This is a genomic window from Bacillus sp. DX4.1, assembly GCF_030348195.1.
In the GTDB taxonomy this organism is placed as follows: Bacteria; Bacillota; Bacilli; order Bacillales; family Bacillaceae_G; genus Bacillus_A.
The window spans coordinates 4,931,859-4,946,743 of sequence record NZ_JAUCFT010000008.1 but is presented as its reverse complement, the minus strand read 5'-3'; the positions used below and the strand labels follow the sequence as shown (position 1 = coordinate 4,946,743).

The window sequence follows — 14,885 nt, the reverse complement described above, 5'->3', positions numbered from 1 at the left end:
AGCGTTTTATTTAAAGCGTGTATAAAGCGAAACTTCTACAACAAAAGGAAATGCCTCTGTTACATGTTATCGGAGCTGAGGCGTTATTTTTTGTTGTTATATTCTTTTTAAGACGAATTTATAATATGAGGAGGCAGAGGGGAGCACTATTGCTTTTCACTCGAATGCATATGGGTTATGTTGGATTATTACTTTCAGGTGCAGCACTGTTTCTAAATAGCCTTGTTATACTAGGAAAGGCAGAAGAAAAGAGTGTAGGCATTTTTAATTTGTTTGTAGGAGTGTTACAAATTGTAATTCCGTTTTATTTAATTGTAGTTTCTGATCAAAGCAATTGGACGGTTTATTCATATGCCGCAACTTTCTTATTTGGTTTGACTTACTTATATGTAGGAATCACCTTCATTGCAGGAATGAGTAGTAATGGATTGGGCTGGTTTTGCTTATGGGTAGCTATCATTGCGCTATTCTATATGATTGTATCGATTGTCCAATTTCATGATATCGTTAATGCATTAACGTGGTTTATGTGGGCATTCCTTTGGTATTTGTTCTATGTATTAAATGTACAAAGAAAGGATATAAATCAATACCTGGGAAGGATAGCATTTGTACAGTCGTGGGTGACACTAACACTTCCATCTCTTCTATATTTCATGGGGGTATGGGAAACTCCATTTGTATACGAAGCATGGGTATATGTATCAATCCTTTCTATTATCTATTTTGGTTATCTTACTTTTAAATTAAAAGCAACGTTAAAACGTTAAACATAAAGAGATGAATGTACAAATGAATTTTAATGGTTTAGAGAGAATGCGGTTAAATGAAATCAAAAAGCAGGGATCTTATAAATGAGATCCCTGTTTTTATATATATAAATGATAATAAATTCAATTATAATAAAGTAACAACAACTTATTCAGTCATCATGAACAACTCAAATGATTAGGAGAATGGTGAATTTGAAAAAATATTAGTATTGGGTGGAACAAGATTTTTTGGAAAAAGACTAGTTGAAAGGCTCTTGCAAGATGGGCATGATATAACAATTGCAACGAGAGGAATTGCAGGAGATCAATTTGGTAAAAGAGTAAAGAGAATTATCGTAGATCGAGAAGATGAGAAAGCACTAAAAGAAAAATTAACAGGGGAAAGTTATGATGTTGTGTATGATAACCTTTGTTATAGTCCAAATACTGCAAAGATAATATGCAATGTATTACACGGCAAAGTAAAAAAGTATATCGTTACATCCTCGATGGCTATTTATAAGCCAGCACGTTATTTAAATGAAGAAGATTTCAATCCATATACATATCCCATCATCTATGGAAATAGGCATGATTTTTCTTATAGCGAAGGGAAGAGGTTAGCGGAGGCCGTGCTGTTTACACATGCTACATTTCCAGTTGTTTCAGTTCGTTTTCCTGTTGTAATTGGAGGTGATGATTACACAAAAAGATTGTACTTCTATGTTGATAACATTGTGAAGCAAAAGCCTTTTGTAGTAGAAGATATAGAAGGTGAAATGTCTTTTATACACGCAAAAGAAGCGGGAGAATTTCTAGCATGGCTAAGTACAGTAGATGTAAGAGGACCCATTAATGCATGTAATAATGGGGTTATTACGATGCAGGAAGTGATTCATTTTATAGAAGAGAATACAGGAGTGGAAGCTATCGTCCAAGAAACGGGAGAGAATGTAGCTCCGTATAATGGATTGACGAATTGCACTGTAGATAATACACGAGCAGAAGCATTAGGATTTCAATTTAGAGAATTGAAGGGCGACATATACAACTTATTAGAACGTTACATTGATATAATTTAGTAATCATTCATATATCTTCTGGCGGCAACCCGAGGGACATGGAGGATTTCGATGATACTACTTTCATATTACTAAATTACCTTATACGAATAATTAGTGTCTCCATATACAGCCCCAATTCATCATAGTCATATGAAAATTTGGGTAAATGAAATGAAGACATATAAGTCAACAATAAAACGTATAATTATATTAATTTTATGGAAAAATTCGTACATTTTGTTGGTTGTAGAAGAAGGTGAAACAACTTCATTTTGTTTGTTACCACCTCCCTTTTTGCTATACTGTAAGGTAACAATGTCTTTATGAAGTATATAAATCCATTCTGGTTTTTCGACATATAAGCCGCGGCTATGGATAACAAAAGGTGACCTGCACTCGTTTTCTCTCTTTGTTTGCACTTGGCGTGGGGTAGGAAAAGGAACTGACCGCTTCTATGCATGGCCGGATGCTCTTTCCCGCCTAAAAAGAAGGGGGGGTTATGTCGGTTTTTTAATTTGTATTTATATAGAAGGAGATTTTCTATGATTACAATGAAACAATTAATAGAGGAAGCAACAAAATTTATTACAGTTTGCTATCAAGAGCTTGGTAAAGATCTTGATATAGAAGGACGCTTAGTTCAAATAGAAGCGGAAATATTGGAGACAGGAACGTATGAGCATACGTTTGAGGAGCTTGTTCATGGTGCTCGTATGGCATGGCGCAATAGCAATCGCTGCATAGGTCGTCTTTTTTGGAACAAAATGCACATATTAGATGCCCGTGAAGTAAACGATACAGAAGGTGTATATAACGCATTAATTCATCATATTCGCTATGCAACAAATGATGGGAAGATTAAGCCGACCATTACCATTTTTAAGCAGCATAGTGGGGAAAAAAATAACATTCGAATTTATAATCATCAGTTGATTCGCTATGCGGGGTACGAAACAGCAGCGGGGGTCATTGGTGATTCTAATTCAATTTCGTTTACAACGTCTTGTAAAGAGCTCGGTTGGAATGGTGAAGGAACACATTTTGATGTATTGCCGCTCGTATTTTCTATTGATGGAAACGAGCCTGTATGCATACCAGTTCCTAAAGAAGACGTAAAAGAGATCGAAATTGAACATCCAGAATACCCATTTTCATCATTAGGTGTAAGATGGTATGGTGTACCAATGATTTCAGATATGCGCTTAGAAATTGGAGGTATCTCGTATACAGCTGCTCCTTTTAACGGCTGGTATATGGGAACGGAGATTGGTGCTCGCAACTTAGCTGACCATGATCGCTATAATTTGCTTCCCGCTGTTGCAGAAATCATGAGTTTAGATACTTCTCGAAACAGTACATTGTGGAAAGATAAGGCGTTAGTCGAATTGAATGTAGCTGTATTACATTCATTCAAAAAACAAGGGGTAAGTATTGTTGATCATCATACGGCAGCCCAGCAATTTCAACAGTTTGAGAAGCAAGAAGCAGCTTGTGGACGTGTTGTAACAGGAAATTGGGTCTGGTTAATCCCACCGTTATCTCCAGCTACGACGCATATATATCATAAACCTTATCCGAATGAAATCTTTACACCGAATTTCTTTCATGAGTAATTTGTTAAAAAAGCATTGAAATCAAGGATTTCAATGCTTTTTTATTTGGTTCCATTTCATGAGTAGTAAGAATGTATTGGTAAATAAGAGGAAAGGATTCATAAAATCACAATTTTTTCAATTCCCTTTGGGGAGCGGTTGGAAGTTTCCTCTGTTCAAATTTAGTCCAATACCTTTCCTTTTGTTTCTGGTACACATACGAGCATTGTAATCAGTCCGACTGGATAGATGATGAAAATGAGTGATAAAGCTCCTAGTAGGTTACCACCTGTAGCGAGCAAGCCGATAATGACTGGGCCAAAACCTGCTAATCCGCGGCCTGTTCCGAAAATGAAGTTTTCAGCTGTAGAACGCGCTTCTGCCGGGTAGTTTTCTGCTAAGACAGCTCCAAAGCCGCCCATCATACCGTTGGCAAAGAAACCGAGCAGGGCGCTTCCCCATAATAATAATGTTGCATCTGTGAATAAGAAGAAGTAAATCAAGCAGTACACTGTACCGCCAATGTAATAGATCGTAAATGTTTTGCGGCGTCCGATTTTATCAGCTAATATTCCAAATGTTGCAATTCCAATTAGCATACCGATTGTTGAAATGAACATCCAACCGCTTGCTTTTGCTAATGTATAGTTGTATTTATTTGCTAAAATCGTAGGCATCCATGTGAAAATGCCATAGTATCCAAAGTTTTGGATAAATGACATGATAATGAGACCGATTGTTGTGATTGTTACTTTTTTATTTGAAAATAATTTGCGCAGCGGGAATTTTTTCATATGTTTTAACTGTTCTGCTTCGTTAGACGTTAAGTTTCCTTGTGACTCCTTTTGCAGTAATTCTTTTTTATACTGTTGCTTTTGTTCCCATACTTTTGGCTCACTTAAACTTTTACGAACGTATACTGCTAATAAAGCTGGAATTAAGCCGAATAAGAATACAGCTCTCCAGCCAAAATGCGGAACGATGAAAGCAGGAAGTAAGGAGGCAACTAGAACACCAAATTGCCATCCAAGTGCGACTGCAGAAGTTGCTTTTGCCCGCATTTCCTTTGACCATGTTTCCGTTACAATAGCCATACCAATTCCAAATTCCCCACCAACGCCCATGCCTACTAAAAAGCGAAGAATTAATAATTGCCAATAATCTGTTGCAAAATAAATAAGTGCTGTTGCTAATGAAAATAATAAAATAGTAAATGCCATTGTTCGAATACGACCAAATAAGTCAGCGATAAATCCAAATAAATAAGAGCCCACTAGCATACCAATTGTTGTTGCTAGCATAAGGTTACCACCTTCTACTGGTGTTAAATGAAACTCCTTCAAAATATAAACGAGTACAAAAGATAAGAGCAGCATATCTAAGCCCTCTGCCGCATAACCGAGTGCAGAACCAAGCAACGTTTTATATCGTTTTGCTCTCGATTCTTCTGCTATTTCTTGTACTTCACCTGTTACGTTCATCATTACTCCTCCTCATTGTTTCATACAGTCGCTATGGAAGAATAATAAAAAGGCCTTCTCACCTATTATTGTGAGAAGGCCAAAAAACATATGTATCCTTATAAATAAAGACACATATCTATATTCCGACTTCCTTCTCAACCTCACAGGGCTGTGTTAAAGGACTGTAATTATATTACCTTATTTTTAGCACTCTTCTATCCTATTGTCAAATCTATATGAAGAAAAATAGGAAAGTGCTGCTTTCTCATTTGAAGATATCTTCATTCATCAGAGGAAATAGAAAATGGAATTGAAGTAGCCTAGCAAAAAATCGGGGAAGTTATTGGGAAAAGCAGGTGCTGAAGTGCAAGCTTTACGGAATATTTCCGATATAATCGGAACAGTTTTTAATGCATATAAATCCATTTTGATTTTTCGACATATAGCCGCGGCTATGGAGAACAAAAGGTGACCCGCACTCGTTTTCTCTCTTTGTTTTCATTTGGCATGGGGCAGGAAAAGGATCTGACCGCTTCTATGCATGGCCGGATGCTCTCTCCCACCTAAAAAGAAGGGTTTTATGTCAGTTTTTTAATTTGTATTTATACAGAAAAGGAAGGGAAAGAAAACATCCTATTTTTATATAATATTCTTCGTGGTAGTTTCTTTCTTGACTCTTACTCCATTATTTTCCGATAATAAAACTAACTAAATAAATAAAGGATGAATGCAAGATGCTAGATTTATTGCTCATGATGATCGAACGCGTTGGGTTAATTGTTATTTTAGGTTTTTTACTTTCGCATATTAAAATATTCAGACGCCTTCTTCATAAACAAAATGGATATAAAGATAATCTTATGCTCATTTGTATTTTCTCGTTATTTACAATTGTAAGCAATTATACAGGGATTGAAATTGCAGGGAATACGATTATGAACGAAAACTGGCTGCAAGGCGTTTCTTCATCTAGTACGATTGCAAATACGCGTATTATGGGCGTTGGGATCAGTGGCTTACTTGGTGGACCAGTTGTCGGAGTGGGAGTTGGATTTATCGCTGGAATTCACCGCTATATGCTGGGAGGAACGACCGCCCTTAGTTGTACAATTACTTCTATTTTAGCGGGGATTATTACGGGTTATATTGGTTGGGTTTTTCAAAAGAATAACCGAGTGATAACACCTAAGTTTTCTGCAGTTTTAAGTGTTCTGATTGTATCTTTAGAAATGGGAATGATCTTGTTGATTGTGAAGGATGGTTGGGATATTGTAAAAACAATTGCAATCCCAATGATTCTTGTAAACAGTTTTGGTAGTTTTATTTTACTTTCTATGGTACAAGCCATTCTGCGCCAAGAGGAAAATGCAAAAGCATTACAAACACATAAAGTGTTACGCATTGCTGATAAAACACTTCCTTATTTCCGCCGTGGGTTAACAGAAGAGTCTTGTAAGCATGTGGCACAGATTATCCATCGCTTTACAGGAACAGATGCGGTATCTTTAACAGATACAGAAAAAATATTAGCGCATATTGGCTTAGCATCTGATCACCATATCCCTTCCCATAGTTTAATTACAGGACTATCAAAAGAAGTATTAACAACAGGGAAAATTATGAAAGCGAAATCACGTGAGGTAATCAATTGTCAGCATGAAGGATGTCCGTTGCAAGCGGCAGTTGTCATTCCATTAACGTCACATGGCAATACCATTGGGACATTAAAGCTATACTTTAAAAATCCAAACCAGTTAAGTCGTGTGGAGGAAGAATTAGCAGAAGGATTAGCAAAAATCTTTTCCACACAGCTTGAATTAGGAGAAGCAGAATTACAAAGTAAGCTGCTTCAAGATGCAGAAATAAAAGCGCTACAAGCACAAATTAACCCGCATTTTTTATTTAATGCAATCAATACGGTGTCGGCTTTATGTCGTACAGATGTAGAAAAGGCGAGAAAACTTTTATTGCAGCTTAGCGTATACTTCCGCTGTAATTTACAAGGTGCACGTCAGCTTCTCATTCCACTTGAGCAAGAGCTGAACCATGTGCATGCGTATTTATCATTAGAGCAAGCAAGATTTCCAAATAAGTATGAGGTGAAAACATATATTGGAGAAGGCTTAAATACGATTTTGTTGCCTCCATTTGTACTGCAATTGTTAGTAGAAAATGCACTTCGCCATGCTTTTCCAAAGAAACAGCCAAAATGCCAAGTAGAAGTTCATGCCTACGCTGACCAGGATATGGTTCATTTTAAGGTGAAAGATAATGGGCAGGGAATTGAACAAGAACGTTTAGAGCAATTAGGGAAGACTGTTGTAGCATCGAAAAAAGGAACAGGAACAGCCCTATATAACATTAATCAACGGTTAATAGGATTGTTTGGGAAAGATACAACACTACATATTGATAGTGAGGTAGAAAAAGGGACAGAAATTTTCTTTACGATTCCGATTCAAAGGATAGGGGAGGAAGAGAACGGTGTTAAAGGTATTAGTGGTAGATGATGAAATGCTGGCGAGAGATGAGCTGAAGTATTTATTACAGAAAACGAAAGAGGTCGATGTAATCGAAGAAGCGGACTGTGTAGAAGATGCGTTAGAAAAGCTAATGGATAGTAAGCCAGATCTTGTTTTTTTAGATATTCAGCTTTCAGACGATAACGGATTTGAAATTGCAAATATATTAAAGAAAATGAAGAATCCACCGGCTATTGTGTTTGCAACAGCGTATGATCAATATGCATTGCAAGCATTTGAGGTAGATGCGCTAGACTATATTTTAAAACCATTTGATGAAGAACGAATTGCACAGACGCTGAAAAAATATAAGAAACGAAAGCAAAGTGAAACGGCAAAAAAACAAGAGGTGCAAGCGCTAGATGTAGCAAATGGAATGCACAAGCTTGCCCTTCCAATAGAAGAATCCATTGTGCTGGTAAATATAGGTGATATTGTCTATGCAGGACTTGTAGATGGAAAGGTGATTGTAAAGACAATGCATGATACATATGTAACGCACGATACATTGGTTATTTTAGAGAAGAAATTGCCGCAAACAAGCTTTATGCGTGTCCACCGTGGTTTTATTGTGAATATCAATCATATTTCTGAAATACAACCTTGGTTTAATTCCACCTATAATTTAATTATGAAAGACGAATCAAAAGTGCCGGTGAGCCGTACATATGCAAAGGAATTAAAAAAGCTGCTTCGTATTTAAGAAGCAGCTTTTGTATTTCAACCCGCTTTTTTTGTAACTGATTCCATGTATTTGACGTTCCATATTGGAAGCGCTTACTTAAGTGGTTTCATCATATACAATAAAGGTACCAAATCGAAAGAGGTGGCAAAAATGAGTACAAAAAAAGTATACAGTTTTCTATCACAAGCATTTGTCTTTTCAGCTATTATGTTTGTTTCTAATATTATTGCAACACACTTACCAATTCCAATGCCTTCATCAGTAATCGGATTAGTTATTTTGTTTAGTCTATTATGCTTAAAGGTCATTAAATTAGAGCAAGTGGAATCACTTGGAACAGCGTTAACTGCTATTATCGGATTTCTTTTCGTACCATCTGGTATTTCCGTTATTAACTCTCTTGGCGTAATGAGCCAATATTTTGTACAAATTATAACTGTAATCGTTGTTGCAACAATTATTCTATTAGCAGTAACTGGTTTATTTGCACAGTTTATTCTAGGTAAAGATGAAAAAGAAACTCAAGATACAAAACAACTAGATGTTGTAAATAAAGGACGCGAGCACGGAAAAGTTGCGTAATAGATTGGACCACATATGGTTAGGAGGTAATGAACATGGCAAGCACAATGACTCCCTATTTTGGAATCGTCGTTTCATTAATCGCATACGGAATTGGAACATTCTTATTTAAACACTCAAAAGGATTCTTCTTATTTACACCACTGTTTGTAGCAATGGTACTTGGAATTGTCTTTTTAAAGGTCGGAAACTTTACATTTGAAGAATATAATACTGGCGGTAAAATGATTAGCTTCTTCTTAGAGCCAGCAACAATTGCCTTTGCAATTCCGTTATACAAACAAGTTGATAAGTTAAAAAAATATTGGTGGCAAATTTTATCCGCTATCGTTGTTGGGTCTGTTTGTTCAGTGATTGTCGTGTTCATTGTCGCAAAAGCAATTGGCTTAGATACATCTGTAATGAACTCTATGTTACCACAAGCGGCAACAACAGCAATTGCACTACCATTATCTGAAAGTATCGGCGGTATTCCAGCAATTACATCTTTTGCAGTTATTTTCAACGCAGTTATCGTATATGCACTTGGTGCTTTATTCTTAAAAACATTTAGAGTGAAAAATCCAATCGCGAAAGGGTTAGCGTTAGGAACTGCAGGACATGCACTTGGCGTTGCAGTTGGGATTGAGATGGGTGAAGTAGAAGCAGCGATGGCAAGTATTGCAGTAACGGTTGTTGGGGTTGTAACCGTGGTTATCATCCCAATGTTCATGCCATTCATTGTATAATATGACATATCCTTGTCAAAACAAAAAAGCAAGCTATTCGTAGAACAGATTTCTACTGATAGCTTGCTTTTTGTGTTACAGTGGTGGTAAGACCTCTTTTGAATAGAGAAAATAGAAGAAGCAAGAGAAATTTCTAATAAAACTTCATCAATACTTTACAGAATTCGTTCTGAAAAGATAAATTGTATTGTAAAATAAAAGTAAGATGATTTATAGGACAGGAGAGATCACTCGTTAATTATGCAAATGAAAAACCTGTTTCAAAGTAAAGGATTTCAGAGATTACTTGTACTACTCTTACTGGCCCTTATGTTATATGGGCTACGAAGTATGTTTAATTTAATATTAATTACGTTTATCCTTACGTATTTGATGGATCGATTCCAGAAGTTTATTTCTCGTAAATTCGATCATTTTATGCCGATTAATAGAAAAATTATTATTGCCTTTTTATATGTGATGTTAGTGGGTGGCATTGCCATTACATTATATAGATATTTACCGGTATTGACTGTACAAATTTCACAATTAATTTATCAGTTCAATGTGTTCTATAAAAATCCACCAGATAATGAAATTATTAAATATTTACTTTCTACAATTAACCATATGGAACTTTCGAAATATATTGAACAAGGCGTCGATATTATTTATAAATCAATTGCTAATGTCGGAAAAGTCGGTTTGCAATTTTTACTTTCCGTTATTTTAAGTTTGTTCTTCCTACTAGAGAAATCTCGTATTGTTGCATTTACTGCAAAATTTAAAGGGAGCAGGCTAGCAATTTTCTATACTGAGATTGAGTATTTCGGAAGAAAATTTGCTCGTTCTTTTGGGAAAGTAATTGAAGCCCAATTTTTAATTGCAGTTGTCAATTGTGTTTTATCTGTTATTGCTTTATGGATTTTAGGATTCCCGCAATTGCTTGGTTTAGCATTAATGATCTTCTTGCTAGGTCTCATTCCGGTGGCAGGTGTGATTATCTCACTATTCCCGCTTTGTATGATTGCTTATAATATTGGCAGCATCACATATGTTGTCTATATATTAATTATTGTTGCTGTGATTCATGCCCTTGAAAGTTATGTACTAAATCCAAAATTCATGTCTCAAAAAACAAACCTACCAATTTTCTATACCTTTATGGTATTAATCTTTTCGGAACACTTCTTAGGTGTCTGGGGACTGATTATTGGTATTCCAATCTTTATATTTTTACTAGATGTATTAGAAGTAACGAGTGAGGAAAAAGAAAAAGCTTCTGCTGAAAAATAGAGTAAAAAGAAAAAGCATCGGACGCCGATGCTTTTTCTTTTATAACTTCTATCCTCGTATGCCATACTGTAAGGAGAATAAATAATTGGGGTGAAAAAATGGCTATAAATGAAAAGATAGAGCTTGCTACGTTTGCTGGAGGGTGTTTCTGGTGTATGGTTTCACCATTTGAAGAGATGGAAGGCATTATACAGATCGTTTCAGGTTATACGGGTGGGCATAAAGAGAGCCCGACTTATAAAGAGGTTTGTTCAGAAACAACAGGGCACTATGAAGCAGTACAAATTACCTTTGATACCAATAAAATGCCATACGAAAAACTGTTAGATATGTATTGGAGACAGATTGATCCAACCGATGTAGGAGGTCAATTTCATGATCGTGGGCAATCTTATGAAACCGTAATTTTTTATCATAATGAAGAGCAGCGTGAACAAGCGGAGGCGTCAAAAGCAACACTTGCTGAGAGCGGTCGCTTTTCGAAACCGATTGCTACAAAAATACTTCCTGCTGCCACATTTTATCCAGCTGAAGAGTATCATCAAGGTTATCATAAGAAAAACACATTCCGCTATGAGTTATATCGTCAAGGATCAGGCCGTGATGCCTTTATTAAAAAGCATTGGCCAAGAGATAACGCCCCTTTAAAAGAACGATTAACAGATATGCAGTTTTACGTAACACAAGAAAATGGAACAGAGCCTCCTTTTCAAAATGAATTTTGGAATCATCAACAGGAAGGCATTTATGTAGATGTCGTTTCGGGTGAGCCACTTTTTACTTCACTTGATAAATTCGATAGTGGATGTGGTTGGCCGAGTTTTACAAAGCCTGTTATGTCAGCTAGTGTAAAAGAGAAAATGGATGTCAGCCACAATATGACGCGTACGGAAGTAAGGAGTAAGGAAGGGGATTCTCATCTTGGTCATGTATTCCCGGATGGTCCTGGCCCCAATGGATTACGCTACTGTATTAATTCAGCGGCGCTTCGGTTTATTCCGAAAGAAGAGTTAGAAAAGGAAGGGTATGGAGACTTCTTGATCTTGTTTGGAAATAAAAAATAACCTCGCATATAGCGAGGTTATTTTTTTACTTTACTGTTTTATTTTTCTTTTTAAACTTACTCAAAGCCTCGTATACAATTGGAACAATAAGAAGCGTTAATAATGTTGAACTTGTTAATCCACCAATTACAGTTACTCCAAGTCCCTTTGAAATTAAGCCGCTTCCTTCAAATCCTAGTGCAAGAGGGATAAGCGCTCCAATCGTTGCAATTGCTGTCATTAAAATTGGACGTAAGCGAGTTGCACCAGCCTCGAGTAGCGCTTCACGAGTAGAGAGTCCTTCACGCTCTTTATGAAGCACACGGTCAATTAAAACGATAGCGTTCGTTACAACGATACCGATTAACATAAGCGCCCCGATCATTGCTGATACGCTTAATGTTTCACCAGAAATTAATAGTGCAACGAGAGCCCCGATAATTGTAAATGGTAGCGAGAATAAAATCGCAAATGGTGCTAGTGCACCGCCAAATGTAACAACAAGAACGAAGTATACAATTGCAATCGCAGCTAGCATAGCTAAGCCAAGTTGTGTGAATGATTCTTGAATATCTTCTGTGACACCGCCCATAGAAACGTCTACGCCAGAAGGAAGAGCCATTTTATCTACTTCTTTTTGAACAGCGGCTGATGCTTTTGAAACATCATCTGTTGTTAGTTTAGCAGTCACTTCTGCATAAACGCGACCATCACGATGTGTTACTGTATTGGAAGTTTCACCTTCTTTTACAGTCATAACATCTTTAACAGCCACTTCATTGCCAAGTGGTGTTGTAATTTTACGATTTGTTAAATCATCAATGGTTTCATAATTTTGTTTTTCAGCTTCTACATATACGTTAATATCTTTATCGTCTTTTTTAATTGTTGTAAGAACAGGACGATCATGTTGATTAGAAAGGCCCATTCCAATTTGGGCAGCAGTTAGACCCATTTTACTTAGTTTCTCTTGATCTGCGACTAATGTGTATTCTGCATATGTTTTTGCAATACTAGAGTCGATATCTTTTAAGTCTTTATTCTTTTTCATGATATTTTGAATATCTTTTACGACAGGTTTGATGCTTTCTGAGCTATCTCCATATACGTATAGCTTAATTTCATTGTTACCGCCGCTAGCTCCAAAATCTTGGCTCTTCCATTCACCTTTATCTGTCATTTTTTGCAAGTCTTTAATCACTTGTTCTTTTTCTTTGTCAAAGTTTTTCGTGTCGTTATCATACTGAACGAAGAACATTGCTTGATTTGTTTTTCCTGGGCTCATTGGGTTTTCTCCACCTAATGAGAATTGAATCGTTTTTACATCTTTCTTATCTTGGAAGTGTTTTTCAGCTGTTGTTGTTATTTTTTCAACATCTTCCAATGTTTGCCCTGGTTCAGGATTGTACGTTGCAATAATCATTTTCTCTTCTTCAGATGGTAAGAAACTTACACCAATAATTGGTACAAGTGCAAGGCTGCCTACTAATAAAAGAACAGCAATGCTAGATGTAATAATTTTATGATTTAGCGCCCATGCAAGCAGGCGTTTATATCCATTTGCTAATTTACTTGGTTTTTCTTCATGATGTACATGTTTTTCCCTTGAACTTTCCTTTTTGAATAAAGAGTGTGCTAACATCGGTACAATTGTAATTGCTACAAGCAGTGATGCCAGTAGTGCGAATACAATCGTTAAAGCAAATGGTAAGAACATTTCACCAATCATACCTTTTACAAGACCAAGAGGTAAAAAGACAGCAATTGTTACAATCGTTGAAGACATAATTGGAACGAACATTTCTTTTGTTGCTTCGCGAATTAAGTCTCTACCTTTTAATGTTTCGTCTGATAAGGCCATGCGTCGGTAAATATTTTCAATAACAACGATCGAATCATCGACAACGCGCCCAATGGCAACGGTCATTGCTCCAAGTGTCATCATATTAAGTGTAATATCCATTTGTTTTAGTACTAAAACAGCAATTAATAAAGAAAGTGGTATAGAAACGACAGAAATCAATGTTGTTCGGATATTTCGTAAGAACAACATAATAATTACAATGGCGAAGATTGCACCAAAGATTGCTTTGCTGAGCATTGTATTAACTGATTTTTCGATTGGTGCACCTTGGTCAAATGTTGAGATGATTTCTAAGTCTTTATACTTCTTCTCAAAATCTTTTACTTTATCTTTTACAGCATTTACGACATCAACTGTATTTGCATCAGCAGCTTTTACAATTTGAATACCGATTGCTTCTTTTCCATTTGTACGAGAGATGGACTCTGCTTTTCCTACTTCTTTAATATCAGCAATTTCTTCTAGCGTAACAGTTGGGATACCGCCAGCTGCAGCTGGATTCATCTGTGGTGATTGGGCCCCTGCCCCTGGATTACCTTGGCCTTGGCCACCTGTTGAAGGAACAGCAGGAATCTTCATTTCTTTTAATGCTGAGAGTGTTGTAATATTGCCATCTACGACAACTGATTTTTCGGTATCTTTAAATGTATACAATCCAAGCGGTAAAGAAACATCAGAACCTTTAATGATATTTTTAACTGTATCTTCACTTAAACCTAATTCTTTCATCTTATCTTTTTTAAAGACAAGTTGTACTTCGTCTACTTGTTGTCCTGTGATTTGAACAGATGCGACACCATCAAGTCCTTTTAATCCTGGGACGATATTTTTTTCAACCTTTTCAGTTAAGGCAGCTAAAGATTCATCTTTACTTGCTACACTCAATGAAATAACAGGGAAGGCATTAAAGTTTACTCGAGAAACTTTTGAATCTTGCACACCTTCTGGTAATTTCACATTTGCGAGTGCTTCTTTAATCTCAGTTTCCGCTTTTTCCATATTCTTATCAAAATCATATTCTACTTGAATGGAAGAAGCATTTTGATAAGAGGAAGAACTTACAACGTTGACTCCACTCAAATTTTGCAGTTGTTGTTCCATCGGTTTAGATACTTTATCTGCTACCTCCGCTGGCGTAGCACCAGGATAAACCGTTGTTACTGTTACAACAGGTGTTGTAATATCAGGAATTGTCTCTAACTTCATATTAAGGCCAGAATAAATTCCTGCAATGGTAACAAGAATGGTTAATAGCCAAACTGCGAACTTATTTTTTAACGAAAAGTTAATGATTTTGTTCATGTTTGCGCTCCTT

At 36.4% G+C, this 14,885-nt stretch carries 11 protein-coding genes; 9 read left to right on the top strand and 2 right to left on the bottom strand.

Translation table 11 applies throughout. The features are described 5' to 3' along the window. The first annotated feature begins 170 nt into the window (after positions 1 to 170). The 3 genes from QUF99_RS28115 (at position 171) to QUF99_RS28105 (ending at position 3,429) form a co-directional block, all read left to right on the top strand. Positions 171 to 770 carry an AmiS/UreI family transporter gene (locus QUF99_RS28115; protein WP_289374780.1) on the top strand — a complete coding sequence of 200 codons (600 nt, stop codon included), beginning with the start codon at positions 171 to 173 and terminating at the stop codon, positions 768 to 770. 203 nt (positions 771 to 973) lie between these two features. After that, entirely contained in the window at positions 974 to 1,834 is an 861-nt protein-coding gene (locus tag QUF99_RS28110) for an NAD-dependent epimerase/dehydratase family protein (RefSeq protein WP_289374779.1), read from the top strand. 524 nt (positions 1,835 to 2,358) lie between these two features. After that, a complete protein-coding gene (locus QUF99_RS28105) occupies positions 2,359 to 3,429 on the top strand; it encodes a nitric oxide synthase oxygenase (protein WP_289374476.1) in 1,071 nt (356 codons plus the stop codon). Positions 3,430 to 3,590: 161 nt separating this feature from the next. Here QUF99_RS28105 and QUF99_RS28100 read toward each other — a convergent pair whose 3' ends face one another. Further along, complete coding sequence (locus QUF99_RS28100) at positions 3,591 to 4,889, bottom strand: MFS transporter (protein WP_289374475.1); 1,299 nt, start codon at positions 4,887 to 4,889, stop codon at positions 3,591 to 3,593. A 716-nt stretch (positions 4,890 to 5,605) separates the two neighbouring features. Between QUF99_RS28100 and QUF99_RS28095 the strand changes: the two genes are divergently transcribed. From QUF99_RS28095 to msrB, 6 genes are all read left to right on the top strand, one after another. Beyond that, positions 5,606 to 7,381, top strand: a complete 1,776-nt coding sequence (locus QUF99_RS28095) for a sensor histidine kinase (protein WP_289374473.1) — start codon at positions 5,606 to 5,608, stop codon at positions 7,379 to 7,381. Beyond that, on the top strand, positions 7,356 to 8,096 hold the full coding sequence (locus QUF99_RS28090; protein WP_289374471.1) for a LytR/AlgR family response regulator transcription factor: 741 nt from the start codon (positions 7,356 to 7,358) through the stop codon (positions 8,094 to 8,096). The genes QUF99_RS28095 and QUF99_RS28090 overlap by 26 nt, the downstream gene beginning before the upstream one ends. A 132-nt stretch (positions 8,097 to 8,228) precedes the next feature. Then, positions 8,229 to 8,660 carry an antiholin-like murein hydrolase modulator LrgA gene (gene lrgA, locus QUF99_RS28085; protein WP_289374470.1) on the top strand — a complete coding sequence of 144 codons (432 nt, stop codon included), beginning with the start codon at positions 8,229 to 8,231 and terminating at the stop codon, positions 8,658 to 8,660. 35 nt (positions 8,661 to 8,695) lie between these two features. Then, positions 8,696 to 9,388 (top strand): antiholin-like protein LrgB, encoded by a 693-nt coding sequence (gene lrgB, locus QUF99_RS28080; protein ID WP_289374468.1) that lies wholly within the window; start codon positions 8,696 to 8,698, stop codon positions 9,386 to 9,388. A 240-nt stretch (positions 9,389 to 9,628) separates the two neighbouring features. Continuing rightward, a complete protein-coding gene (locus tag QUF99_RS28075; RefSeq protein ID WP_289374466.1) occupies positions 9,629 to 10,663 on the top strand; it encodes an AI-2E family transporter in 1,035 nt (344 codons plus the stop codon). Between the two features lie 98 nt (positions 10,664 to 10,761). Beyond that, positions 10,762 to 11,727, top strand: a complete 966-nt coding sequence (gene msrB, locus QUF99_RS28070) for a peptide-methionine (R)-S-oxide reductase MsrB (protein ID WP_289374464.1) — start codon at positions 10,762 to 10,764, stop codon at positions 11,725 to 11,727. Between the two features lie 25 nt (positions 11,728 to 11,752). Here the strand turns inward: msrB and QUF99_RS28065 are convergent, their stop codons facing one another. Further along, positions 11,753 to 14,872, bottom strand: coding sequence for an efflux RND transporter permease subunit (locus QUF99_RS28065; protein WP_289374462.1), 3,120 nt, complete (start codon positions 14,870 to 14,872; stop codon positions 11,753 to 11,755). Positions 14,873 to 14,885: the final 13 nt, after the last annotated feature.